The organism is Micromonospora sp. NPDC004540 (genome assembly GCF_040610095.1).
Taxonomy (GTDB): domain Bacteria; phylum Actinomycetota; class Actinomycetes; order Mycobacteriales; family Micromonosporaceae; genus Micromonospora.
Map to the genome: position 1 here is coordinate 1 of NZ_JBEXLR010000104.1, position 22462 is coordinate 22462.

The window sequence follows — 22462 nt, forward strand, 5'->3', positions numbered from 1 at the left end:
GGCAGCCGCCGGCGTGCCGGCGGTCTCCGGGTCGGGCGCGGCGGCAACCGCGGTCGGGGCGGAAGACGCCGGGCGTACCTCCGGGGCGGGCGCGACCGGCGCGGGGCCGGCGGCGGCCGGCGGCGGCTCGGCGCCACCCAGGGTGAGCCGGCGCTCCATCCGCTCTAGGCGCTGGAGCAGGCCACCGGCCGAATCGTCCAGGCCGGGCAGCAGCATCCGGGCGCTGATCAACTCCAGCAGCAGCCGGGGCGCGGTGGTGCCGCGCATCTCGACCAGGCCGTTGTGCACGATGTCGGCGCAGCGGGACAGGGTGGCCGGACCGAGTCGCTGGGCCTGGGCGGCCATCCGCTCGATCTGGTCGGCGGGGCCGTCGATGAGGCCCTTGGCGGCGGCGTCCGGCACCTGCTGCATGACGATCAGGTCGCGCAGCCGCTCCAGCAGGTCGGAGGCGAACCGGCGCGGGTCGTGCCCGGCCTCGGCGACCCGGTCGACGGTGGCGTACGCGGCCGCGCCGTCCCCGGCGGCGAGCGCGTCGCACATCTCGTCGATCAGCGCGGAGTCGGTGACGCCGAGGAGCGCGGCGGCCCGGGCGTAGCTGACGCCCTCCGGGCCGGCGCCGGCGATGAGCTGGTCGAGCACGGAGAGGCTGTCCCGGGCGCTGCCGCCACCGGCGCGCACGACCAGCGGGAAGACCGCCGGCTCGACCTTGACCCCTTCGGCCTCGCAGAGCTGCTCGAGGTAGGGCCGGAGGACCTTCGGCGGCATCAGCCGGAAGGGGTAGTGGTGGGTCCGCGACTTGATCGTGCCGAGGACCTTCTCCGGCTCGGTGGTGGCGAAGATGAACTTGACGTACTCCGGGGGCTCCTCGACCAGCTTGAGCAGGGCGTTGAAGCCGGCCGACGAGACCATGTGCGCCTCGTCGATGACGTAGATCTTGAACCGGCTGCGAGCCGGGGCGAAGAACGCCTTCTCGCGCAGCTCACGGGCGTCGTCGACGCCACCGTGGCTGGCCGCGTCGATCTCGATGACGTCGATCGAGCCGGCGCCGTCGGTAGCCAGCGAGCGACACGACTCACACTGGCCGCAGGGCTCCGGAGTGGGGCCCTGCTCACAGTTGAGCGAGCGGGCCAGGATGCGGGCGCTGGAGGTCTTGCCGCAGCCCCGGGGGCCGGAGAAGAGGTACGCGTGGTTCAGCCGGCCGCTGCGCAGCGCCTGCGACAACGGCTCGGTGACGTGCTCCTGGCCGATGACCTCGGCGAACGTACGGGGCCGGTACTTGCGGTAAAGGGCCAGTGCCACCCGTCCCGCCTCCTCTCGACCGAGCCATTCTGCGCCGGTCGGGCGCGGGTGACCACCCACCACCCCGTCACCTGGCCTGCGGGGGACGTTACCGGCACCCGGAGACAGAAAGGCCCCCCGTGCACCCGTCAGAGCCCGCTTATCCTTGCTGCCTTCCGGCCCTGGGGAGGTTCACGAGATGCACGCCGCACGGGGGGTGCCGCCTAGCCTACCCGACCGGGGGTGGATCTTCAGGGGGTGGTGGGGTGGCCCGCCCGTCGGGGACCTGTATCCTGGCTCGCGGAGGATTCGCCTAGAGGCCTAGGGCGCACGCTTGGAAAGCGTGTTGGGTTAACACCCTCACGAGTTCGAATCTCGTATCCTCCGCCGTCGACGCAAGGGCCGGCTCCCGCCGTGGGGCCGGCCCTTCGTCGTCTCCACGTCGCACTCGTCTCAGTTGTCGTCTCACCTGCCCCTGTTCCGGCCGGTCTGCCTCCGGTACGAGTTCGGCGGCGCCCACGCCCCGGTCAGGCCACCGAGACGGCGACCAGGGCGATTGCGGAGCCGGCGAAGACCACCGTGTTGCGGAGGTAGGTCTGGGCGCGCACCCAGCGGGGGAAGGCGCCCTCGGCTGCCTGCAGGAAGGGCGCGACCTCGACGCGGGCCAGCTCTGGGTCGCCCTTGCGGCGGAAGGCGGCCTGCACGGACTTCACCGCGGTGAGGTTGCTGTAGACGATCGCCACGTTCATCAGCACGACCAGCGAGGAGAAGATCCAGGTCAGGATCTGCGCCAGGTCGGCGCCGGCGAAGTTCAGTGCGGCGATGGTGATCATCACGGCGGCGACCGCAGCCGGGGCTGCGGTCTCATGGCCGCCCGCGTCGAACCGGAGCTTGTTCTCCTCCAACACCGCCGGACGGACGTTCTGGCGGCGGAGCTCGGCGACCGCGGCGGCCCTCGCGGCAGGGCCGTAGCGGTGGCGGACCACCGGGATGCTGACGAAGGCGGCGGCAACGAGCAGCTGCATGGCGGCGGCGAGGGTGGTCACGTGACTCTCCTTCGACTTGAACTTAGTGCAAGTGGCTGTCGAAGGAGACAGTAGGCGCTGACTTGAACGATGTGCAAGAGCCCTCTTGAACTTTGTGCAAGAAGCTGCTTATCGTCGCGGCATGCCACGCGACGCCCTCACCCGTGACCAGATCGTCCGCGCCGCCATCGAGCTTCTGGATGCCGAGGGAATCGAGGGCCTGAACATGCGCGCCCTGGGCAAACGGCTCAACTCCGCCGCCACGGCCGTGTACTGGCACGTCAAGAACAAGGACAACCTCGTCCTGCTCGCCACCGACCGGGTCTGGAGCGACCTCACCCTGCCCGACCCGGCCGTCGACGACTGGCGCAGCGCAGCCACCACCATGGCCACCGACCTGCACGCGATGTTCACCCGGCACCCCTGGCTGGTGCAGGTCCTCGCGGCCCACGTCGTCTACGGCGAAGGGAAGGCCCGCCACGACGACCACAGCCTCGCCGTCTACGAGGCCGCCGGCTTCACCAGCGACCAGGCCGACCAGGCCACCGCCGCCGTCTTCACCTACGTCCTCGGCAACGCGGCCGGCACCGCCGCCAACGCCTCCCTGAACCGGAAACTCAACGAGGACCCTGCCGCAGAAGAGCAGCTCAAGGACGCCATGAACAAGGCCCGAGAGATCGCCATGGGCTACCCACGCCTACGCGCCCGCCTCGAAACACCAGCGGCGGCAACCTACGCCGCCGCACCCGACAGGACCTTCGAGACCGGCCTGGGCGCCCTCCTCGACGGGCTGGAACAACGATTCCCACGCACACCGAAGCAGTGACTCGCCTGCTCAGGGCGTGAGGCTGGCCGGTCGACCGATCGGATGACCGAACAGGACGATCGGCTATTTCCATGTGCGACGGGCACCCTGCGGTGCCTAGGAAGGACGCATGGCCAACGAGGTGACCATTCCCCTGCTGCCCTGCGCATCCATCGACGACATCGTCGCCTTCTACGAGGTTCTCGGATTCCGTACGACGTACAAGCAGCACAAGCCCAACGCATACGTGGCGTTGCAGCGTGAAGATCTGCACCTGCACTTCTTCGAGATCACCGGATTCCAGCCGGGTCAGTCATACGGCTCCTGCCTCGTACTCACCTCGGACATCGAGGAACTGCACCGGGCGTTCGCCGCCGGCATGCGCGCCGCGTACGGCAAGGTACTGCTGTCCGGAACACCGCGAATGACCCGACCCAGAGCCCGGAGGAACTACAACGGGTTGAGCGGATTCAGCGTCATCGACCCAGGCGGCAACTGGATCCGCGTCGTTCGGAATGCCACCACTGCTCCCCCGCCAGCGACCACGCCTGGAGGGCGTTTGGCCAAGGCTATGGCGAACGCTGTGGTGCAGGCCGACTCCAGGGGTGACGTCCGACAAGCCGTCCGAATCCTCGACAGCGCTCTGGCCCACCCGCAGTCCGACGACGACCCGGTCGCGCACGTAGAGGCCCTGATCTACCGCGCCGAACTGGCGATGGTGCTGCACGACCCGGAGACCGCGACCGAGATGCTGGACCGCGCAAGACGCGTCGTGCTCAGTGAAGACGAGATCGCACGGGCGGCGTCTGCGTTCGAGAACGCCGCCGAACTCGCAACGGCGGTCAGCGACGCGGCGAGAACCGAGGCGACCACGGCGCCGGCCGCCAGGATCAACAGGTCAATTGACGCCAGGGAGCCATGAGGCCGACCGGAGCGTGGCGTGTGAACGCGGCGTCTGATCGCCGCCAGACTCCCCGGGCGCCGCCGACCAGGCTGGTGGCATGACCGGAGTTCTGGACGGAAAAGTGGCACTGGTGACCGGCGGCAGCCGGGGAATCGGGGCGGCGGTGGCCCTGCGGCTGGCCCGGGAGGGCGCCGACGTGGCGCTGACCTACGAGCGGCGCGCCGACCGGGCGGCCGAAGTGGTGGAGCAGATCAAGGCGGTGGGGCGGCGCGCCCTCGCGGTGCCGGCGGACAGCGCCGACCCGGCGGCGGCGCGCGCGGCGGTCGACCGGGTCGCCGGGGAGTTCGGGCGGCTGGACGTGCTGGTCAACAACGCCGGGGTGTTCCTCGTGGGCCCGGTGACGGAGTTAGGCCCGGAGGAGGTCGAGCGGACGATCGCGGTCAACGTCCGGGCGCCGTTCGTGTTCGCCCAGGCGGCGGTCCGGCACCTTACCGACGGGGGCCGGATCGTGAACATCGGCAGCAACGTGGCCGAGCGGGCCGTGTTCCCCGGTCTCGCCCTCTACTCGATGAGCAAGACGGCCCTGGCCGGCCTGACCCGGGGCCTCGGCCGGGAACTGGGCGGCCGGGGGATCACCGTGAACCTGGTCAACCCCGGCCCGACCGACACCGACGCCAACCCGGCGGACGGGCCGAACGCGGACGCCATCCGCAGCTTCACGGCTCTGAACCGGTACGCGGAGCCGGCCGAGATCGCCGCCGTCGTGGCCTTCCTGGCCGGGCCGGATGGCAGCTACGTCACCGGCGCGACGATCAACGCGGACGGCGGCTTCACCGGCTGACCGTTGCTGCGGGCAGGGGGCGGGCGCCACCCGGGTCGACCCCTGCCCGGGTACGCCGTCAGCCCCGCTCCGCCGTCCCGCCAGCCGGGGCGGCGGCCGGCGGGGCGGCCTCCTCCAGGCCGGCGGTAGGCGGGCCCTCCGGTGCGCCGGCACGCGGGCCCACTGGTGCACCGGGACGCCGACCGCCGCGCAGCGCCCAGCCGGCGAGCAGCAGCGCGCCGGCGGCCCCGGTCAGCTGGATCACCCGGTGGTCCACCAGGACCAGCAGGCTCGCGCCGGCGAGCACGGCGAGCGTGCCGGGGCCGAAGGTCAGCGTGTTGACGGTCGCGGAGACCCGCCCGACCAGCGCGTTCGGCGTCTCCCGCTGCACCGCGGTCCAGACGGTGATCAGCACCAGCGGAGCCCCGACGCCGACCGCCAGGGTGCCGGCGACGACCGGACCGAGGCCGGGTGCGGCCCGCAGCGCGAGACCGGCGGCCAGGAGTGCGGCCGCCGCAGCGGTCACCCTCCGGTAGCCGAGCCGCCGCAGCAGGGTCCCCGCGGCCAGGCCGCCGATCAGTGACCCGACACCCTGCATCGTGCCGAGCACGCCGTTGAACTCCGGCGGCCGGTGCAGGCCGTCGTCCACCACCGCGTAGGCGAGGGCGCCGTTGATCCCGATCAGCAGGATGGCAGCTCCGGTGCAGGCGACCAGATGCCGCAGCAGGGCATGCCGGCGCAGGTGCCCGAGTCCCTCGGCGAGCTGGCGGGTCCAGCGCTCGGGCGGGGGTGGGGGCGCCTCGCGTACCCGGATCAGGGCGAGCAGCAGCGCGGCGAGCGCGAAGGTGGCGGCGTCGAGGAGCACCACGGGGTGCCCGCCGTACGCGGCGAAGAGGCCGGCGCCGGCCAGCGGGGCGACCAGCTTCATGCCCTCGTTGACCGTCGTCCGCAGCCCGTTGAAGTCGCCGAGCAGCTCGCCGGGGACCACGGCCGGCACCAGCGCCGCCTCGGCCGAGTCGATCAGCACGAAGCTGACCCCGTACGCGACCATCACCGCGAAGATCAGCCAGGCTCGGGCGGCCGAGTCGACCAGCAGCAGCACCGGCAGCAGGGCGGCCATGGCCAGGTGCAGGGCGATCAGCAGCGGCCGGCGGCGGAACCGGTCGGCCAGCACTCCGATCAGCGGGGCGACCAGGGTGGGGCCCCAGGTGCCGAGGGTGACCAGCCCGGCCAGGCTGCTCGACCCGGTCAGGTCCTTCACCCAGATCCCGGCCACCAGGAGCATGGCCGCCGTGCCGAAGCCGGAGACCAGGACGGCGGCGAGGTAGCGCCCGGCGTCGCGGTTGCCCAGCACCCTGGTCGTACCCCAGCTCATGGCACCTCCCCCGTGCGGTGCGATTCTGTCCACACCCGACCCCCAAGTCAATGCTTGGGGGTGAGCGCGACGGGTGGGTGCGGTTCAATGGCGGCCGTGAGCACCACCGACCCGCGCCTGCGCGCGCTGGCCCACCCGGTACGACTGCGCATGCTCTCGCTGCTGTGGAGCGCGCCGCTCTCCGCGGCCGCGCTCGCCCGGGAACTGGCCATCTCGCACGCCCTCGCCAGCCAGCATCTGCGCCGGCTCGACGCCGCCGGCCTGGTCGAGTTGGCCGACGTGCGCGCCCGGCGCGGCGGCCGGGAACGCCGCTACCGCGCGGTACGCGGACCCTGGCTCACCGAGCAGCGGGAGGGGCAGCCGCTGCTCGCCGAGTCGCTCGCCCGCAACCTGCTCGACCGGGTGGCGCACCGCTCCCCGGGCACGTCCGGCGTCACCACCGACGCCGAGCTGTGGGTCTCCCCCGACGCCTGGGCGGCGGCGCGCGGGCGGTTGCACGCGATCATGACCGAGCTGCACGACGCCGCCCAGCCGCCGCACGCGCCCGGTACGGTCCGGGTGGGCGCCACCCTCATGGCCTTCGAGATGACCGACCCGCCGCCGGCCGCGGAGGACTGACCGGCCGTCGTACACATGTTCCATCCACACCCTGTGGACGCCGAGGGGACCGGATGAGTTACCAGCTCAGCGCGGTGGTCGCCGACGTCGAGCTGCTCCGCGAGCAGACCGCCGGCCTGGACCACGCGGTGCTCGCCGCGCTCCGCCAGGACTTCGCGCTGCTGCCGGTCACCCCGCAGCTCGTCGAGGAGCTGACGGGCCGGCTGCCCGACTTCGCCACCGGGGAGCCCTCGGCGGAGCAGCCGTTCCAGCTCGTCCTCTCGCCCGCCCTGGACGAACTGCTGGCCCGCTGGTCCCGGGAGGGGCCGGTGGCGTACCTGGAGGCCGAGTTCGCCGGCGGGCTGGGCCACCAGGCCGCGGCGGTCTGGCTGGGCGGCGAACCGAGCTGGGGGCCGTGCTTCGACGACCGGCTGGACCGGCCACGCGCCGAGTGGCCGATCAACGCGGCGCTCGCCCGGCTCGGCGCCGAGCCGGGGCCGTGGATCGACCCGTTCGCGGAGCTGGGCCTGCACCTGGAGGGCGACACGGCCGGTTGGCTGGCGCACGGCCGGCGCGGGCTCTCCGCCGACTACTGGGACGAGCTGGCCGACGAGTGGGAACTACGGCAATCCGAGCAGCACCAGCAACCTCCTCGCCCCGGCCCCGTTGGGGACTGGGGGATTGCATGAGATTGCGACAATTCGGATTCATCGCCGCGCTGATGGCGGCCGCCTCGATCGCCGGCAGCGGTGTCCGTCCACAGGGGCCGGACGTGCCGGCCCGGCCGGTCGGCGCCGCCGAGGTGGTCAGCCTCGACGGGCTCGGCAACGCCGAGTTCGGCGCCACCGAGGAGGACCTGACCCGGCGCGGTGTGCTGCGCACCGACGAGGACGCGTGCGGGCCCACGCTTGCCGGTCACGGCACGGTAAGCCCGATCTTCGTCGACGACCGGCTCGTCCTGCTCTGGCTCGACGACCCGATGAGCACACCCGAGGGGATCACGGTCGGCACGCCGGTCGACGCGGTGCACGACGCGTACCCGTCGGTGGTCGAGCTCGATGCTCCACAGGAGATGCAGCGGTTCGACGGGCTGCTCGCCCGGGACGGCGATCGGGCGTACCTCTTCCTGCACGACGGCAGCACGGTCCGGAAGATCATCGCCGGGTACGCCGACTGGGCCCGCCGCCTCTTCGACGAGGGCTACGGCCCCTGCTGACGTGCCTTCTTAACCGAAACTAATGGTTCTCTTAGCGACACCGCTCGATTCCTCGCCCTACGGTCAACCGGTCATATCCACAAGGGACACGGGGCCCGAGAGGACATCCAGTGGTCAGACGCAATGCCGCACGACTCGTCGTCGCTCTCGTCGGGGTGATCGCCCTGCTCGCCACGGGGCAGACCGCGGCCTTCGCCGCGCCGGCGAACGACGACTACTCCGCCGCCATCGCGGTGGAGGCCGTTCCTTTCACCACCACCATCGACTCCAGCGGAGCAACGACGGGCCCGACCGACCCGACGACCTGCTCCAACAAGGGCTCGGTCTGGTTCACCGTCACGCCGGAGCGGGACGGCCGCCTCCAGGCGGACACGATTGGCAGCGACTACGACACCGTGCTCTCCGCCTGGACCGGGGAACCGGGGGCGTTCACCCAGCTGGCCTGCAACGACGACTATCAGGCCCAACAGTCGAGGGTCGCCTTCCCGGTCACCGCCGGGACCACCTACCGCTTCATGATCGGCGTCTGCTGCGGCAACGGCGGGGTGGGCGGCGGGTCGCTCCGGTTCTCGATCAGCTACGTCCCGCCGCCGCCGAACGACAACTTCGCCGACGCCACGCGGGTCACCGGGCTGCCCTACTCGAACACCCAGCCCTACGAGGCGGCCAGCAGGGAGGCGGGCGAGACGTCGGTCTGCGCCTCCTCGCAGCACACCACCTGGTACTCGTACACACCGACGACCACGGTGTCGGTCGTCGCCCAGACGAACCCGATGTACGCCGGCATCAACGTCTACCTCGGCTCCTCGCTCGGCGGCTTGTCCTTCGTCCGGTGCACCGGTCTCTACGACTACCGCTCGCTGACCTTCGTGGCGGAAGCCGGCCGGACGTACCTGTTCCAGGTCAGCGGGGACGGCATCGCCTCGCACGCCTTCCAGTTGACCGAGGCGCCCGATCCCGTCGCCAACTTTTCCTACTACCGGAGCGACCCCAATTCGTTCGACCTCGTCGCCTTCTCCAACACCGCCCACGATCCGGCCGGCGCGGGCCTCGAGTCCTTCGCCTGGGACTTCGGCGACGGTGCGACCTCGACGGAGCCGAACCCCGTCCACCGCTTCCCCCGGGACGGTGACTACCCGGTCCGGCTGACGGTGGAGACGCCGGACGGGCGCAGCGACTCGATCACCCGGGTGGTCGAGGTGCGTACCCATGACGTGGCGATCGTGCGGGTGAAGGTGCCGACGAGTGCCCGGGCGGGGCAGACCGTCACGGTCGAGGTCCACGTCCAGAACACCCGGTACGAGGAGAACGTCCAGGTGGACCTCTACAAGAGCATCGCGGGGGACTACTCCCATCTCGGGGCGGTGAAGCAGACGGTTCCGGTCAGCGAGACGGGCAGGACCAGCCGCTTTGCGTTCACCTACACCGTGACCGCCGACGACCTGGCCCTCGGGAAGCTCACCTTCCGGGCGGCCGCGGACCTGAGTCCGAACCGGGACGCGATCCCGGCGGACAACGAGTTGCTCTCCACCCCGATCAAGGTCATCTGAGTGCTCGACGCCCCCGGGTCCCGGACCCGGGGGCTTTCCGCAGCCCCGGACCTACCATGCGGCAGGTGAAGCCGAACCAACGTGAGCAGGTGCTGATGCGCCTGGCCGACCACCTCGGACGAGCCCGAGGCTCACACCCACTGCGAGTGGCCATCGACGGGCCCGACGCCGCCGGTAAGACCCGCCTGGCGGACGATCTCGCCCACCTGCTGGGCCAACAGCAGGACGTGATCCGACTCAGCGTGGACCGCTTCCACCGACCGGCAGCTGTGCGTCGGCGACGCGGCTCCTTGTCCGCCGAGGGCTACTACCTGGACTCGTTCGACCACGACATCATCATCGACTCGGTCCTGCGCCCGCTTGGCCCCGGAGGCGACGGACACTACCTGCCAGCCGCGTACGACCACCGGGCCGACGAGCCGGTGCCGCCGACGTACCAGCGAGCCGCGGCCCACGCGATCCTCCTGTTCGACGGCGTCTTCCTCCTACGTCCTGAACTGCGGGAACACTGGGACGTGGCGCTGTACCTGCACGTCGCGCCGGAGGTGACACTGCGGCGGGCCCTGGAACGCGATCTTGACCTGTTCGGCTCGGCGGCCGCCGTCGAACAGCGGTACCGCGGCCGGTACCTACCCGGGCAGGAGTTGTACCGCGCAGAGGCGCGACCGCTCGACCGAGCAGACATCGTGCTCGACATGGGCGACCCACTCAACCCCACCGTGCTGCGCTGGGCCGCCGACGCCTCCTGAGCGCGAACTGGGACCGCAGCTGAGACCAGATGCGGAACGCCCGGCCGATCCTCACGGATCGACCGGGCGTTCTCGCATCTCACGAGCGGTGGCGGCGGGATTTGAACCCGCGGAGGGCGTAAACCCTCACACGCTTTCGAGGCGTGCTCCTTAGGCCACTCGGACACGCCACCGCCGAGTAGGGTACAGGACCCCGGGTCTGGACGCCGAACCGGTATCCCCCGGCCCGGCCTGGCAGGATCTTTGTCATGAGTACGCACATCGGCGCTGAGCCGGGAGAGATCGCCGAGCGGGTCCTGATGCCGGGCGACCCGCTGCGGGCCAAGTGGATCGCGGAGACCTACCTCGAGGACGCCCGCTGCTACACGACGGTTCGCGGCATGCTGGGCTTCACCGGCCGCTGGAACGGCGTCGAGGTCTCCGTCCAGGGTTCCGGCATGGGCATGCCGTCCGCCTCCATCTACGCCCACGAGCTGATCAACGAGTACGGCGTGAAGACGCTGATCCGGGTCGGTTCCTGCGGTGCCCTGTCCGAGGACCTCCAGCTGCGCGACGTGGTGGCGGCGATCGGCTCGTCCACCGACTCGAACATGAACCGGATGCGGTTCGACGGGTTGATCGACTACGCCCCGGTGGCCGACTTCGGGCTGCTGCGCACCTCGGTGGAGGTGGCCGAGCGGCGCGGGATCACCATGCGGGTCGGCCCGATCCTGGCCGCGGACGCCTTCTACACCGACCGGCCGGATCTCTACGACACCCTCGCCGACTACGGCGTGCTGGCCGTGGAGATGGAGTCGGCGGCGCTCTACACCATCGCGGCCCGGTTCAAGGCCCGCGCGCTGACCGTCCTGACCGTCAGCGACCACATCAAGACCGGCGAGAAGACCACGTCGCAGGAGCGCGAGCAGACCTTCGGCCAGATGGTCGAGATCGCCCTCGACACCGTCATCGCCTGACCCGACCCGATCCTCGACCGCCCCGCCACCGCCCGGTGACGGGGCGGTCGCGTTACCGGGGTCACACAAATAAATACGACCGGTCGGTCTTATTTCCGTTACGCTGCCCGCATGACCTCCGACGGCCGCGTCGCCCGCGGCGACCGCACCCGCACCGCGGTGCTGGACACCGCCGTGGCGCTGGCCACCGAGGTCGGGCTGGACGGGCTCTCCCTCGCCCAGCTCGCCGACCGGCTCGGGGTCAGCAAGTCCGGCCTCTTCGCGCACTGGCGGTCCAAGGAGGCGCTGCAACTCGCCACCGTCGACCGGGCCGTGACGCAGTGGGAGGAGCGGATCGCCGCCCCGGCCCTGCGCGCTCCCCGGGGCGTCCGGCGGCTGCACGCGCTGCACGAGGCCCGGATCGAGTTCTACGCCGCCCGGGTGCTGCCCGGCGGCTGCTTCTTCGCCAACACCGAGTTCGAGTACAACGCCCGCCCCGGCCCGGTCCGGGACCGGCTCGCCGAGGCGTTCGGCCGGTGGACCACTTTCCTCGAACGCCTCGTCCGGGAGGCCGTCGAGCTCGGCGAACTCCCCGCGGACCTGGATGTGCCGCTACTGGCCTACGAGATCGACGCGCTGGGCATCAGCGCGGCGATGCGCTCCCGGATGCTCGACCCGGACGCCACCTACCGGCACGCCCGCCTGGGCCTGCTGAACCGGCTGCGGGCGCTCTGCCCCGACCCGACCCTGCTACCGGAAGGTCCGTCATGAGCCAGACCACCGCCGATTTCGGGCACGTCGAGCACGTCCCGGTGCACTTCGACGACCTCGACGCCATGGGCATCCTGCACAACGCCCGCTACGCGGTGCTGCTCGAGCGCGCCCTCACGCCCTACTGGGCCGAGCGCGGTGTCGCCTTCCGCGGCGACCTGCGCGGCGCCCCCGACGTGTTCCACGCGGTCCGCGAGTTCACCATCACCTACCGGGCCCCGGTCACCGGGGTCGGGCCGGTGGCGGTGCACTTCTGGCTGGAGCACTTCGGCACCAGCAGCGCCCGCTACGCCTTCGAGTTCCGCTCGCCGGACGGCGCCACGGTCTACGCCGAGGGCACCCGGTCGATCGTCCGGCTGGATCCGGCCACCCTGCGCCCCACCGCCTGGACAGAGGCCGCCCGCGCCGTCGCCACCAGCCTGCTGCGGCCCGCCCCGCAACCCGCCTGACCAGGCGGTCTAGCGGAAGAAGGCCCGCAGCAGCGCGACGCTCTCCGCCTCCCGCACCCCGCCGTACACCTCGGGGCGGTGGGTGAGGCGGCGGTCGCGCAGCACGTCCCAGAGCGAGCCGACGGCGCCGGTCTTCGGCTCCCACGCGCCGAAGACCACCGTCGAGATCCGGGCCAGCGCGATCGCCCCCGCGCACATCGTGCACGGCTCCAGGGTCACCACCAGGGTGCAGCCCTCCAGCCGCCAGCGGCCCAGCCGCTCGGCGGCCCGGCGCAGCGCCAGCACCTCGGCGTGCGCCGTCGGGTCGCCGGTCAGCTCCCGCTCGTTGCGGCCGATCGCCAACTCGGCGCCGTCCGGACCGTAGACGACCGCGCCGACCGGGACGTCCTCGATCGCGTCGGCGCCGTCGGCCGGCACGCTGTCCGGGCCGGTCACCGCGATCTCCAGGGCCCGGCTCATCCACAGCTCGTGCCGCTGCCGCCGGCCCACGCCGCCCGGGTCGGCCAGCCCCTCGTCCGCGCCGGGACCGACCCGGGCCAACCGGCCCGGAGTGGGCTGCCCCGGGCGTACGGTCTCCAGCGCCGGATCGGTGGCGTCGGCCGGCTCCGCCCCGCCGGTCCACGCCGGTCCGGGCGGTTCAGACCTCACGCAGCTCCTCGACCTCGTCGGCGCAGCCGAGCACCTGGCAGATTTCGGCGGTGACGTCGGCCGGCATCATCCCCTCGTGGCCGCTGAGGGCGAGCAGCTTCGGCGCCGGGATGCCCAGGTCGGCGAGGATGTCCGCGTCGCCCACCGGGTCGGCCTCCGGGTCCACGGCCGGCTGCTCGCTCTCCTCGTCGCCCCCGGCGGCCGGCCGCGGCTCGTCGGCGTCCTCCAGCCCGGTGACCGAGGTCTTCAGGTCGCCGACCAGCAGCGCGCCCAGCCGGGACTCCTCGGCGTACGCCGAGTCGGAGCCGAAGACCCGCAGGTCCTCCCCCTCGTCCAGGCGCAGGATCACCAGGTACGTGTCGTCGGCCTCGACGAAGAGCAGCGAGAGGTCGGCGTCCGGCTCGACGTCGCGCAGCCGGTCGGCCACCTCCTCGATGTCGGTGACCCCTCTCAGGTTCACCTCTTCGGCGGTCCAGGCGCCCTCGACGCGCGCCACGGCAGCAGCGAAGTACGACACGGTCCCCCCAAATTGGCCTCGGCAGCACGCCGACTCGTCACGCGATGCACGTTAACCGGTCGGGTCGGCAGGCGACCGGTCAACGCCCCGAAGGGCCGGCCGTTCCTGGAGAAAGTCGGTCAGCCGGCGATGCGCCGGCGGGTGGCGATGAGCTCGCGCAGTCGCTCGGAGCGGGCCCGCTGCTGCGGCCGTTCGCGCTGCCGCACCGTGCGGGCGCCGGCCAACTCGGCGAGGAGTTGCAGGCGGCGGCGGCTCCGCTCGGGGTCGAGCCGCGGCGGTGTGGTCCAGGCCATACCGCGAGCGTGGACCGTCACCGCGCGTACGTCAAGATGGTCTTCGCTACGCAGCGAAACGGGCACGGAGGGTCACCAGAGCGGCCAGTCGCCGCTCTGCGCCCAGCGCACCGCGACGATCGCCGCGGCGATGCTCCAGCCGCCCGCCGTGACGATCGCGACCCCGGTGGCCACCCCCCGGTCGCCGTAACGGACCAGCGCCGCCGCGACCAGCCAGGCCAGCCCGCCGGCGAACAGCGTCCACCAGGCGTAGCCGGGCACGTCCCGGCCCAGCAGGCCGAACAGCAGCAGCCAGGCGAAGGCGGTCACCGCGCCGACCGCGACGCCGGCGCCGGTGACCGGGTACGGCTCGCGGTAGCTCGGCCGCATCGGCCCCCCGGACGGGAAGAGCCCCGACGGGGTACGCGGCAGCGGGCGCGCCGGCCCCGCGCCGGGCTCCCCGGCCACGCCGTGCCACCCGTTCGTCACCGCTGCCCCCTTCACGGAACGTAGATGTGCCGAGGTCACGCAGAGCGACCGCGCGGAACGGACGCGTCTCAGCGTTCGTCCCCACGGTAGTGGTCTGTCAGGATGACCGGATGCGCTCGCCATCGATCGGACGTCGCGCGCGTCCGGCGTACCCGGTCCTGCTGCTCGTGGCGGCGCTGGCCGCCGGGTGCGCCCCGGGCGACCGCCCCACCTCGGCGCCGGGCAACTCGTGGCAGGGTCCGAGCACGCGGGCCACCGGGACGCGGCCGACCGAGCCCGCCGGCCCCACGGCGTCGGCCGTCCCGTCCGCGCCGTCCCCGTCGGCGACCCGCACCGACCTGCGGCATGTCTTCCCCGTCCGTGCCAGCAACGTCGACTACCACCCGACCCACTCCGCGTACCCGGGGACGGACATCTTCGCCGACTGCGGCGAGCCGGTGGTGGCGGTCACGGACGGGGTGATCCTCGAGGTGAGCCGGGTCGACCGGTTCAGCCGGCGGGGGCCGCTCGGGCCGTACAACGGCGGGCTGTCGGTCTCGCTGCTCGGCGACGACGGGGTCCGCTACTACGGGTCGCACCTGAGCGCGATCGCCGCCGGCGTCGACGCCGGCGTCCGGGTACGGGCCGGTCAGCAGCTCGGCAAGGTGGGCCGGACCGGCAACGCCAACAACGTCTGCCACCTGCACTTCGGGCTCTCCCCGAAGTGCACCGGGCACGACGACTGGTGGATCCGGCGGGGCGTGATCTGGCCGGCGAAGTACCTCGACTCGTGGCGCAAGCGGGGCAACCGCGGGCCGGCCGCCGAAGTGGCCGCCTGGCAGCGCCGGCACGGCTGCCCGAAGGCACCGAGCGGCTCCGCCGCGGCCGGCTGACCGGCGTCCACTCCCGACACCCCCCACGACGGCGCGCGGCGGCCGGCGCGGGCGCGTAGGTTGCAGGACATGACTGCCCGGGACCCCATCGCCGACCTGCGGCGGATCGCGTTCCTGCTGGAGCGGGCGAACGAGGCCACCTACCGGGTCCGGGCGTTCCGGTCGGCGGCCAACGCGCTCGGCGCCCTCCCGGCGGCCGAGGTGGCCGAGCGGGCCCGCACCGGCAAGCTCACCGAGCTGTCCGGGGTCGGCGACGTCACCGCCCGCTGCGTGGTCGAGTCGCTGGCCGGCGAGGAGCCGGTCTACCTGCGCCGGCTGGTCGCCACCGAGGGCACCGACCTGGACGAGGCCGCGAAGAAGCTGCGGGACGCGCTGCGCGGCGACTGCCACACCCACTCGGACTGGTCCGACGGCGGCTCACCGATCGAGGAGATGGCTCTGGCGGCGGTCGAACTGGGCCACGAGTACGTGGTGCTCACCGACCACTCGCCCCGGCTCAAGGTGGCCCGGGGGCTTACCGCGGACCGGCTGCGCAAGCAGCTCGACCACGTGGCCGCGGTCAACGAGGCGCTGCCGAAGGGCTTCCGCATCCTCACCGGCATCGAGGTGGACATCCTCGCCGACGGGTCGCTCGACCAGGACGAGGAGCTGCTGGCCCGGCTCGACGTGGTGGTCGGCTCGGTGCACAGCGGCCTCAACGACGACCGGGCGAAGATGACGCGCCGGATGCTGGCCGCCATCGCCAACCCGCACCTGGACATCCTGGGCCACTGCACCGGGCGGATGGTCTCCTCCCGGCCGGCCGGGGTGACCGGCCCGGGCGACCGGGGGCACCGGGCGCGTACCCGCAAGGAGAGCGACTTCGACGCGGACGCGGTCTTCGCGGCCTGCGCGGAGCACGACGTGGCCGTCGAGATCAACTCCCGGCCGGAGCGGCAGGACCCGCCGAAGCGGCTGATCCGCCGCGCCCTGGAGGCCGGCTGCAAGTTCGCCGTCAACACCGACGCGCACGCCCCCGGTCAGCTCGACTGGCAGCGCTTCGGCTGCGAGCGTGCCGCGCTCTGCGGCGTGCCGGCGAACCGGGTGATCAACACCTGGAAGGCCGACCGCCTGGTGAAGTGGACCGCCGGCCGCCGCTGAGGGGTCAGCCCTGGGCGGCCGGCTCGACGGCGCGTGCCGCCGGAACGGCGGCCGGCTCGGGACGCGGCCGGCGCTTGCCGAGCATCCCCTGCGCGACGGCCACGCCGACCAGCACGACCAGGGCGCCCACCGGCTGGTGCCAGTTCATCCGCTCGCCGAGCACCACCGCGCCGACCAGCACCGCGAACACCGGGATCAGGTAGGTGACGGTGGACGCCGTGCTCGCCCCGGCGACCCGGATGTTGCGCAGGTTGATCACGAAGGCCAGCCCGGTGCCGAGCGCGCCGAGCGCCAGCACGGAGGCCACCACCTTCGCGGAGAGCCCGGTGGGCACCGGCGGCGCGCCCGCCACCAGCGGCGCGACCACCGCGAGCTGTGCGGTCGCCACCAGCAGCTGCGCCGCCGACAGCGACAGCCCGGAGTATGAACTGCCCGCGATGAACTTCTTCTGGTAGGGGATGGCCACCCCGTAGCAGGCCGCCGCCCCGAGGCACATGAGCTGGCCGGTGAAGTGCGACCCGCCCACGCCCTCCCAGACGCCGAGCACCACCAGCACGCCGGCGAAGCCCAACCCCAGCCCGACCGCGCGCCGCACGGTCAGCCGTTCGGTGCGGAACACCAGCACCGCCAGCGGCAGCACGATCAGCGGCGTGGTGGCGTTCCAGATGCCGGCCAGCATCGACTCCACCCGCTGCTCGCCGAAGCCGAACAGGGTGAACGGCAGTGCGACGCCGAAGGCGGCCACCACCAGCAGGTGCGCCCAGACCCGGGGCTCGCGGGGCAGTCGGTCGCGCAGCACGGCGAGCACCACCAGCAGCGTCAGCGCGCCGGTGGCCACCCGGTAGAGGGTGAGGTGCAGCGGGTGCAGCTCGGCCACCCCCACCTTGATGAAGAGGAAGCTGGAACCCCAGATCACGCCGAGCGCGACGAAACCGGGCAGCCAGCTCCGCACCGGCGCCCGGTCAGGAGTGATATCCGCTGTCACCCCTGACACTCTGCCGCAGGGGTACGACGAAGTCCCGCGAAAATCGGACGCCGTGTCGACCGCCACAGCAACCGCTCTATGGTGGAGGCGTTGACCAGTCGAGGAGGTGCGCAGCCGATGGCGATGCCGGACCGGTTCGACCCGCTGTACGACTTCGACGGGCTCTGGACGACGACCCTGGCCGACCGTTACCTTCCGCCGCGCGACCTGCCGGAAGCGCGCTTCGAGTGCCTCGACGGAAGGCTGGTCATGACCCCCGCGGAAGCCGGCGCCAACAGCTTCGGTGAGATCAAACTCGCCCGACTCCTCAGCCCGGCGGCGGAGGCCGCCGGGCTGTACGTGTACGGCCCCGTCAACCTGACCTTCAATCCGCAGAACTGGATCCAGCCCGACATCACACTGCTGCACACGCTCCCGAAGACGGACACCGAGGACCGCTGGATCCCGGTGCGGTACTGCACGATGGCGGTGGAGTTCGTCTCGCCGGCCAGCCGGCAGCAGGACTTCCTGGACAAGCCGCAGCGCTGCGCGGAGGCCGGGGTGCCCTACTTCATGCGGGTGGAGATCGTTCGTCGGCTGCAGAGCGTCTCGGTGGAGCTCTTCTCCACCTCCGACTGGAGCGGCTACCGGACGCTGGCGAAGGCGGAGGCCGGTGAGCGGCTCAAGGCGGACCTGCCGTTCCCCATCGATTTCGATCCCGCGGACCTGCTGCCCTGAAGACGGCAAACACGGTCGACATCGGGGTGGCACGGTCACGTAGGGTCGCATCGTGGGACGAATCGATGACCTCGCCAACCGCTACGTGGCCGACTGGGCTCCGCTGAGCCCGACCGGCGCCACCTACGTCGGCATCGCCGGCTACGACGACCAACTCGACGACCTCACCCCGGAGGGCTACGCGGCCCGCGCCGATCTGACCCGGCGCACCCTGGCCGACCTCGACGTGACCGAGCCGGACACGGAGGCCGAGCGGACCGCCAAGGAGGCCATGCAGGAGCGCCTCGGCCTGGAGCTCGCCCGCTACGAGGCCGGCGAGACCAGCAGCGAGGTCAACGTGATCGCCAGCGGGCTGCACGACCTGCGGATGGTCTTCGACCTCATGCCGACCGAGGGCGACGACGCCAAGGCGAACGTGGCCGCCCGGCTCAACCGCTTCGCGGGCGCGCTGGAGGGCTACAAGCGCACGCTGCGCGAGGCGGCGGCGGCCGGCCGGGTCAGCTCGCAGGTGCAGCTGGTCGAGGTCGCCAAGCAGTGCGACATCTGGGTCGACCCGAACGGCGACAACTTCTTCCACGGCCTGGCCGAGCGGCTCGGCGCGGACGGCGCGCTCGGTGCGGAGCTGCGCAAGGGCGCCGCCGCCGCGACGGCCGCCACCGCCGAGTTCGGGCAGTTCCTCCGCACCGAGCTGGCCCCGCAGGGCCGGCAGAAGCAGGCCGCCGGCCGGGAGCGCTACGAGCTGGCCTCGCAGTACTTCCTCGGCGCCCGGGTCGACCTCGACGAGACGTACGCCTGGGGCTTCGCGGAGCTGGCCCGCCTCGAGGGCGAGATGCGGGCGGTGGCCGCCCGGATCGTCGGCCCCGGCGCGAGCATCGACGACGCGGTGGCCGCGCTGGACGCGGACCCGGCCCGGACCATCCAGGGCAAGGAGGCGTTCCGCGACTGGATGCAGGCGCTCGCCGACAAGGCGATCAGCGAGCTGCACGGCACCCACTTCGACATCCCGGACCAGGTCCGCCGGATCGAGTGCTGCCTCGCCCCCACCAGCGACGGCGCCATCTACTACACCGGCCCGAGCGAGGACTTCTCCCGGCCGGGCCGGATGTGGTGGGCGGTGCCGCAGGGCATCACCGACTTCTCCACCTGGCGCGAGGTGACCACGGTCTACCACGAGGGCGTGCCGGGTCACCACCTCCAGGTCGCCCAGACCGCCGTCCGGGCCGACCTGCTCAACCGCTGGCAGCGGCTGCTGTGCTGGGTGTCCGGGCACGGTGAGGGCTGGGCGCTCTACTCCGAGCGGCTCATGGACGAGCTGGGCTACCTGGAGGACCCGGGCGACAAGCTCGGCATGCTCGACGGGCAGGCGTTCCGGGCCGCCCGGGTGATCGTCGACATCGGCATGCACCTGGAGCTGGAGATCCCGGCCGACAACCCGTTCGGCTTCCACCCCGGCGAGCGCTGGACGCCGGAGCTGGGCTGGGAGTTCATGCGGGCGCACTGCCGGGTGCCGGACGAGAACCTGCGCTTCGAGCTGAACCGCTACCTGGGCTGGCCGGGGCAGGCGCCCTCGTACAAGGTGGGCGAGCGGATCTGGCTCCAGGCCCGGGAGGAGGCGAAGGCCCGTAAGGGCGCCGACTTCGACCTCAAGGAGTTCCACCGCCAGGCGCTCGACCTGGGGTCGCTGGGGCTCGACCCGCTGCGCCGGGCGCTGGGTCGGCTCTGAGCGAACGACGACGGCCGGGAGTCGGAGGGGGATCCTCCGGCTCCCGGCCGTTTCGCGTGGCCGTCCCGGGTCAGGCGAGGTCGAGCCTGAGCGCCGGCCTGGCGGTGAGCGTGTCGCTGTCCACGAACGCCAGGTCGATCGCCGGATCGGTGAAGCTGATCGGGATCGGCGAGGTGATCGGGATGCCGTCCGGGAAGGGCAGGTCCGGGGTCAGGGTGATCTTGATGCCGAGCAGCCGGCCGACGAACCGGGTGGCGTAGAAGGCGACGTCACCCTTGACGGTGAGCTGCTCGGTGACGAAACGCTGGTTGCGGCCCGCCGGCCCGTCCGTCACCAGCTTGAAGTCATCGGTCACCGCCTTGCTCATGCTGAACTTCAGCGCCTTCAGCGAACCGCCGGCGGTCGGCAGGTCGACGATGCCCTCGAACCGCAGCCCGGTCATGGTGACCTTCGAGCCGGTCAGCTTGGACGGCTGCTGGGCCACCTTCGGCTGCCCCGGCTCGGGGGCGATCTTCGGCATCAGCCGGCCCGCCTCCACCTTGCGGGGCCCGCTCGGCTTCGTCGGGGGGCAGGTGGGAGTGGGGGCGTCCGACCTGGTTGCGGTCGGGGTCGCTGCCGGGGTGCGGGACGGCCCTGCCGAGGGGACGCTCGAACTCGGGCTCGCCGACGGCGAGGGCGATGCGGCCCGCTGACCGCCGCCGAAGAGGTCTCCGATGCCGTCCAGGATGTCCGTGAGGATGTTGCCGTCCGAGCTGGGCTCCGCCGACGGGCTCGGGCTGGCCGTCGGCGTCGGGGTGGCGGCGCTGGGCGAGGGCGACGGAGTGGTGGCCCGCACCGGCGGCTTCGCGCAGCTGGTGGGGGTCGTGGCGGCGGGAGTCGCCGCCCGTACCGGCGCCGGGTCAGTGGCCACCAGCGCGGAGGCGGAGAGGCCGAGCACCACCAGCGCCACCGCGAAGTACTGCGGATCGCGGGAGGTGCCGGGTGGTTCCGGCGGGCCGTTCGAGCTGGTCTCCGGCGCCGGAGCGCCCTCGTAATGCGAGGGCGGGACCCCGTCCCGCGGGCCGGGGACGTGCGAGGCGGGCGCCGGCGCCACCTCGGCGACCGGCTCGTCGGCGCCGGGATCCTCGGTGGGGTCGCCGGCCGGCCGATCGATCGGCGACCAGGCGAAGCCGAGAGCAGCGCCGATCATGCCGAGCAGCAGGCCGAGGAAGAAGCCCCCGAGGTTGAGTCCCATCAGCGAGTAGATCGTCGTGACCACCGCGACGATCGAGTAGAACAGCCGCTGTCCCGGGCTGAACCAGAGCAGCAGCCCGCAGGTGAGCAGGATGATCGGGATCAGCAGCGAGTAGAGCCCGGTGGATCCGCTGTGGAAGCTCAGGCCGTTGAGGGTCATCCGGGTGGAGGCGAACATCTCCGCCCCGGCCAGCACGGTGAAGAGGCCGCCCCAGAACGGCCGGGTCCGCCGCCAGCGGCGGAAGCCCCGCCACAACCGGCCGGCACCACCGGCGCGGACGGGTTGCGGATCAGCGTGCGTCACGTGCTCCTCCTGGCTGAGCGGAAACGAGGGACGGGAACGGCCTGCGGCCATCGCCCGCCGCAGGCCCCGGTTCAGCTCAGAAACATTCCTTGTTCTTGGCCGCGTCCCCGACGTTGACCTTGAGTCGCAGGCCCACCAGGTTGAAGGTGGAGGCGGTGGTGTAGCGGGAGACCTGTTCCAGCTTGAGGATGGTGACCTTCTCGGCGTTCTGCCCGAACGAGCCGGTGCGCGCCGTCGGGTTCAGATCGGATGCGTCCCGGCCGATCTTGATGTTGCCGAAGGTCGCGTTGCCGTCCAGGCTGTCCATCGCGATCAGTAGGTCCTTGGCCTTGGCCGGATCCTTGCCGTCGCCGGCGTTGATGGTGAGCACCACCGGCAGCCCGGGCAGGTCGGCACGGACCGACTGGCAGAGCTTGTAGAGGTCGGCGCTGGTGATCTCGGCGAGGGCGACCGGGTGGACGGTGCCGTCCTTCTCCTTGACGATGCCGCCGTACTGCTTGAAGCCGTCACCCTCGAGCCGCTCAGCGCTGATCTTGAAGGTCTGGCCGGAGACGGTGATGTCGGACGCGATCGCGCCGCTCGACATGCCGAACAGGATGGCGCCGGCGGCTGCGGTCGCGGGCACCATCATCGCGGCGAAGCGCCGCCACCTGGTACGTCCGGGATTCTCGGTCTGCACAGATTCCTCCTCGGTGGGCCGGCGCTCTTCGGGGTGGCTGGTCGACGGGGCGCCCCGGGTCGGGCTGCGGCGACTGTTACCAGCCGGTAACGAACGCGCGTCTGATGGTGCACCGGCAGAGGTGTGCGTCACAAGGCCTGACCCTACTCACAGGTAACCGATCGACGGGCATGTCGCCCGCACCCTGACCGTCCGCAGGCGAATGAGTCGACGGACAGCAGAGGAAAGCGCCCGAACCGGGCGCGAGCGGGCGGCCGTCGTCACCGTGCGTATTCAAGCCATCGACGCATTACGATTCGATAACGCGGGCGGAGCGTGACGGCATGAAAGCGGGGGGGGGGGGGGGGGCGCGAGGGGCCCCCCCCCCCCCCCCGCCCGCCGCAGCCCGAGGGCAGCGGGCGGCACGCAA

General features: G+C 72.1%; 24 protein-coding genes, 2 tRNA genes, 1 other RNA gene and 1 pseudogene. 16 read left to right on the forward strand and 12 right to left on the reverse strand.

Going from position 1 to position 22462, the window contains the following annotated elements; genetic code table 11:
- Together ABZV78_RS26450 and ffs are read right to left on the reverse strand one after the other, a co-directional pair.
- A partial coding sequence (locus ABZV78_RS26450) for a DNA polymerase III subunit gamma and tau (protein WP_355642752.1) occupies positions 1-1299 on the reverse strand: 1299 nt, incomplete at its 3' end.
- A gap of 108 nt (positions 1300-1407) precedes the next feature.
- An RNA gene (gene ffs / locus ABZV78_RS26455) (signal recognition particle sRNA small type) lies at positions 1408-1498 on the reverse strand.
- A gap of 82 nt (positions 1499-1580) precedes the next feature.
- On the opposite strand from ffs, the gene ABZV78_RS26460 reads away from it, so the two are divergent.
- Positions 1581-1665, forward strand: a tRNA-Ser gene (locus ABZV78_RS26460).
- Between the two features lie 140 nt (positions 1666-1805).
- Here ABZV78_RS26460 and ABZV78_RS26465 read toward each other — a convergent pair.
- A complete protein-coding gene (locus ABZV78_RS26465) occupies positions 1806-2324 on the reverse strand; it encodes a hypothetical protein (RefSeq protein WP_355642754.1) in 519 nt (172 codons plus the stop codon).
- Positions 2325-2445: 121 nt separating this feature from the next.
- Here ABZV78_RS26465 and ABZV78_RS26470 point away from each other — a divergent pair, with 121 nt between their 5' ends.
- The 3 genes and pseudogenes from ABZV78_RS26470 to ABZV78_RS26480 all read left to right on the forward strand — a co-directional run bounded on the left by ABZV78_RS26470 (position 2446) and on the right by ABZV78_RS26480 (position 4853).
- A complete protein-coding gene (locus tag ABZV78_RS26470; protein ID WP_355642756.1) occupies positions 2446-3129 on the forward strand; it encodes a TetR/AcrR family transcriptional regulator C-terminal domain-containing protein in 684 nt (227 codons plus the stop codon).
- Positions 3130-3238: 109 nt separating this feature from the next.
- A pseudogene (locus ABZV78_RS26475) lies at positions 3239-3952 on the forward strand (VOC family protein); the annotation flags it as partial.
- A gap of 157 nt (positions 3953-4109) precedes the next feature.
- Entirely contained in the window at positions 4110-4853 is a 744-nt protein-coding gene (locus tag ABZV78_RS26480) for an SDR family oxidoreductase (RefSeq protein ID WP_355642758.1), read from the forward strand.
- A 58-nt stretch (positions 4854-4911) separates the two neighbouring features.
- Here ABZV78_RS26480 and ABZV78_RS26485 read toward each other — a convergent pair whose 3' ends face one another.
- Complete coding sequence (locus ABZV78_RS26485; RefSeq protein WP_355642760.1) at positions 4912-6207, reverse strand: MFS transporter; 1296 nt, start codon at positions 6205-6207, stop codon at positions 4912-4914.
- 96 nt (positions 6208-6303) lie between these two features.
- On the opposite strand from ABZV78_RS26485, the gene ABZV78_RS26490 reads away from it, so the two are divergent.
- The 5 genes from ABZV78_RS26490 (at position 6304) to ABZV78_RS26510 (ending at position 10319) form a co-directional block, all read left to right on the forward strand.
- Positions 6304-6825, forward strand: a complete 522-nt coding sequence (locus ABZV78_RS26490) for a winged helix-turn-helix domain-containing protein (RefSeq protein WP_355642762.1) — start codon at positions 6304-6306, stop codon at positions 6823-6825.
- Between the two features lie 53 nt (positions 6826-6878).
- Positions 6879-7493, forward strand: coding sequence for a hypothetical protein (locus tag ABZV78_RS26495; protein WP_355642764.1), 615 nt, complete (start codon positions 6879-6881; stop codon positions 7491-7493).
- Entirely contained in the window at positions 7490-8020 is a 531-nt protein-coding gene (locus tag ABZV78_RS26500; RefSeq protein ID WP_355642766.1) for a hypothetical protein, read from the forward strand. The genes ABZV78_RS26495 and ABZV78_RS26500 overlap by 4 nt, the downstream gene beginning before the upstream one ends.
- A 110-nt stretch (positions 8021-8130) precedes the next feature.
- A complete protein-coding gene (locus ABZV78_RS26505; protein WP_355642768.1) occupies positions 8131-9570 on the forward strand; it encodes a PKD domain-containing protein in 1440 nt (479 codons plus the stop codon).
- A 56-nt stretch (positions 9571-9626) separates the two neighbouring features.
- On the forward strand, positions 9627-10319 hold the full coding sequence (locus ABZV78_RS26510) for a uridylate kinase (RefSeq protein WP_355642770.1): 693 nt from the start codon (positions 9627-9629) through the stop codon (positions 10317-10319).
- Between the two features lie 86 nt (positions 10320-10405).
- Here the strand turns inward: ABZV78_RS26510 and ABZV78_RS26515 are convergent.
- A tRNA-Ser gene (locus ABZV78_RS26515) sits at positions 10406-10492 on the reverse strand.
- 75 nt (positions 10493-10567) lie between these two features.
- Here ABZV78_RS26515 and deoD point away from each other — a divergent pair.
- The 3 genes from deoD (at position 10568) to ABZV78_RS26530 (ending at position 12474) form a co-directional block, all read left to right on the forward strand.
- Positions 10568-11275, forward strand: coding sequence for a purine-nucleoside phosphorylase (gene deoD / locus ABZV78_RS26520; protein ID WP_355642772.1), 708 nt, complete (start codon positions 10568-10570; stop codon positions 11273-11275).
- 111 nt (positions 11276-11386) lie between these two features.
- Positions 11387-12025: a TetR/AcrR family transcriptional regulator gene (locus tag ABZV78_RS26525; RefSeq protein WP_355642774.1), complete on the forward strand. Its 639-nt coding sequence runs from the start codon at positions 11387-11389 to the stop codon at positions 12023-12025.
- A complete protein-coding gene (locus ABZV78_RS26530) occupies positions 12022-12474 on the forward strand; it encodes a thioesterase family protein (protein ID WP_355642776.1) in 453 nt (150 codons plus the stop codon). The genes ABZV78_RS26525 and ABZV78_RS26530 overlap by 4 nt, the downstream gene beginning before the upstream one ends.
- A 9-nt stretch (positions 12475-12483) precedes the next feature.
- On the opposite strand, the gene ABZV78_RS26535 is transcribed toward ABZV78_RS26530, so the two are convergent.
- From ABZV78_RS26535 to ABZV78_RS26550, 4 genes are all read right to left on the reverse strand, one after another.
- Positions 12484-12933 (reverse strand): nucleoside deaminase, encoded by a 450-nt coding sequence (locus ABZV78_RS26535; RefSeq protein ID WP_355642792.1) that lies wholly within the window; start codon positions 12931-12933, stop codon positions 12484-12486.
- 178 nt (positions 12934-13111) lie between these two features.
- Positions 13112-13639 carry a tRNA adenosine deaminase-associated protein gene (locus tag ABZV78_RS26540; RefSeq protein WP_355642778.1) on the reverse strand — a complete coding sequence of 176 codons (528 nt, stop codon included), beginning with the start codon at positions 13637-13639 and terminating at the stop codon, positions 13112-13114.
- Positions 13640-13758: 119 nt separating this feature from the next.
- Positions 13759-13932: a hypothetical protein gene (locus ABZV78_RS26545; RefSeq protein ID WP_355642780.1), complete on the reverse strand. Its 174-nt coding sequence runs from the start codon at positions 13930-13932 to the stop codon at positions 13759-13761.
- Positions 13933-14004: 72 nt separating this feature from the next.
- On the reverse strand, positions 14005-14301 hold the full coding sequence (locus tag ABZV78_RS26550) for a hypothetical protein (RefSeq protein ID WP_355642794.1): 297 nt from the start codon (positions 14299-14301) through the stop codon (positions 14005-14007).
- A 209-nt stretch (positions 14302-14510) separates the two neighbouring features.
- Between ABZV78_RS26550 and ABZV78_RS26555 the strand changes: the two genes are divergently transcribed.
- Positions 14511-15272 carry a M23 family metallopeptidase gene (locus ABZV78_RS26555; protein WP_355642781.1) on the forward strand — a complete coding sequence of 254 codons (762 nt, stop codon included), beginning with the start codon at positions 14511-14513 and terminating at the stop codon, positions 15270-15272.
- A 69-nt stretch (positions 15273-15341) separates the two neighbouring features.
- Positions 15342-16412 carry a PHP domain-containing protein gene (locus ABZV78_RS26560; RefSeq protein WP_355642782.1) on the forward strand — a complete coding sequence of 357 codons (1071 nt, stop codon included), beginning with the start codon at positions 15342-15344 and terminating at the stop codon, positions 16410-16412.
- Positions 16413-16416: 4 nt separating this feature from the next.
- Here the strand turns inward: ABZV78_RS26560 and ABZV78_RS26565 are convergent, their stop codons facing one another.
- On the reverse strand, positions 16417-17397 hold the full coding sequence (locus ABZV78_RS26565; RefSeq protein WP_355642784.1) for a DMT family transporter: 981 nt from the start codon (positions 17395-17397) through the stop codon (positions 16417-16419).
- A 117-nt stretch (positions 17398-17514) separates the two neighbouring features.
- On the opposite strand from ABZV78_RS26565, the gene ABZV78_RS26570 reads away from it, so the two are divergent.
- Together ABZV78_RS26570 and ABZV78_RS26575 are read left to right on the forward strand one after the other, a co-directional pair.
- Positions 17515-18114, forward strand: coding sequence for a Uma2 family endonuclease (locus ABZV78_RS26570; RefSeq protein WP_355642786.1), 600 nt, complete (start codon positions 17515-17517; stop codon positions 18112-18114).
- A gap of 52 nt (positions 18115-18166) precedes the next feature.
- Positions 18167-19837, forward strand: coding sequence for a DUF885 domain-containing protein (locus ABZV78_RS26575; protein WP_355642788.1), 1671 nt, complete (start codon positions 18167-18169; stop codon positions 19835-19837).
- 70 nt (positions 19838-19907) lie between these two features.
- Here ABZV78_RS26575 and ABZV78_RS26580 read toward each other — a convergent pair whose 3' ends face one another.
- A complete protein-coding gene (locus ABZV78_RS26580; protein ID WP_355642790.1) occupies positions 19908-21374 on the reverse strand; it encodes a DUF6114 domain-containing protein in 1467 nt (488 codons plus the stop codon).
- A gap of 76 nt (positions 21375-21450) precedes the next feature.
- Positions 21451-22005, reverse strand: coding sequence for a DUF6230 family protein (locus tag ABZV78_RS26585; protein ID WP_355642796.1), 555 nt, complete (start codon positions 22003-22005; stop codon positions 21451-21453).
- Positions 22006-22462 lie beyond the last annotated feature (457 nt).

Excerpts from the sequence above, each read along its gene's own strand:
- ABZV78_RS26470 (WP_355642756.1), top strand. The coding sequence starts at position 2,446 with ATGCCACGCGACGCCCTCACCCGTGACCAGATCGTCCGCGCCGCCATC.
- ABZV78_RS26480 (WP_355642758.1), top strand. The coding sequence starts at position 4,110 with ATGACCGGAGTTCTGGACGGAAAAGTGGCACTGGTGACCGGCGGCAGC.
- ABZV78_RS26485 (WP_355642760.1), bottom strand. The coding sequence starts at position 6,207 with ATGAGCTGGGGTACGACCAGGGTGCTGGGCAACCGCGACGCCGGGCGC.
- ABZV78_RS26495 (WP_355642764.1), top strand. The coding sequence starts at position 6,879 with ATGAGTTACCAGCTCAGCGCGGTGGTCGCCGACGTCGAGCTGCTCCGC.
- ABZV78_RS26500 (WP_355642766.1), top strand. The coding sequence starts at position 7,490 with ATGAGATTGCGACAATTCGGATTCATCGCCGCGCTGATGGCGGCCGCC.
- ABZV78_RS26510 (WP_355642770.1), top strand. The coding sequence starts at position 9,627 with ATGCGGCAGGTGAAGCCGAACCAACGTGAGCAGGTGCTGATGCGCCTG.
- deoD (WP_355642772.1), top strand. The coding sequence starts at position 10,568 with ATGAGTACGCACATCGGCGCTGAGCCGGGAGAGATCGCCGAGCGGGTC.
- ABZV78_RS26525 (WP_355642774.1), top strand. The coding sequence starts at position 11,387 with ATGACCTCCGACGGCCGCGTCGCCCGCGGCGACCGCACCCGCACCGCG.
- ABZV78_RS26530 (WP_355642776.1), top strand. The coding sequence starts at position 12,022 with ATGAGCCAGACCACCGCCGATTTCGGGCACGTCGAGCACGTCCCGGTG.
- ABZV78_RS26535 (WP_355642792.1), bottom strand. The coding sequence starts at position 12,933 with ATGAGCCGGGCCCTGGAGATCGCGGTGACCGGCCCGGACAGCGTGCCG.
- ABZV78_RS26545 (WP_355642780.1), bottom strand. The coding sequence starts at position 13,932 with ATGGCCTGGACCACACCGCCGCGGCTCGACCCCGAGCGGAGCCGCCGC.
- ABZV78_RS26550 (WP_355642794.1), bottom strand. The coding sequence starts at position 14,301 with ATGCGGCCGAGCTACCGCGAGCCGTACCCGGTCACCGGCGCCGGCGTC.
- ABZV78_RS26555 (WP_355642781.1), top strand. The coding sequence starts at position 14,511 with ATGCGCTCGCCATCGATCGGACGTCGCGCGCGTCCGGCGTACCCGGTC.
- ABZV78_RS26560 (WP_355642782.1), top strand. The coding sequence starts at position 15,342 with ATGACTGCCCGGGACCCCATCGCCGACCTGCGGCGGATCGCGTTCCTG.
- ABZV78_RS26570 (WP_355642786.1), top strand. The coding sequence starts at position 17,515 with ATGGCGATGCCGGACCGGTTCGACCCGCTGTACGACTTCGACGGGCTC.
- ABZV78_RS26585 (WP_355642796.1), bottom strand. The coding sequence starts at position 22,005 with ATGATGGTGCCCGCGACCGCAGCCGCCGGCGCCATCCTGTTCGGCATG.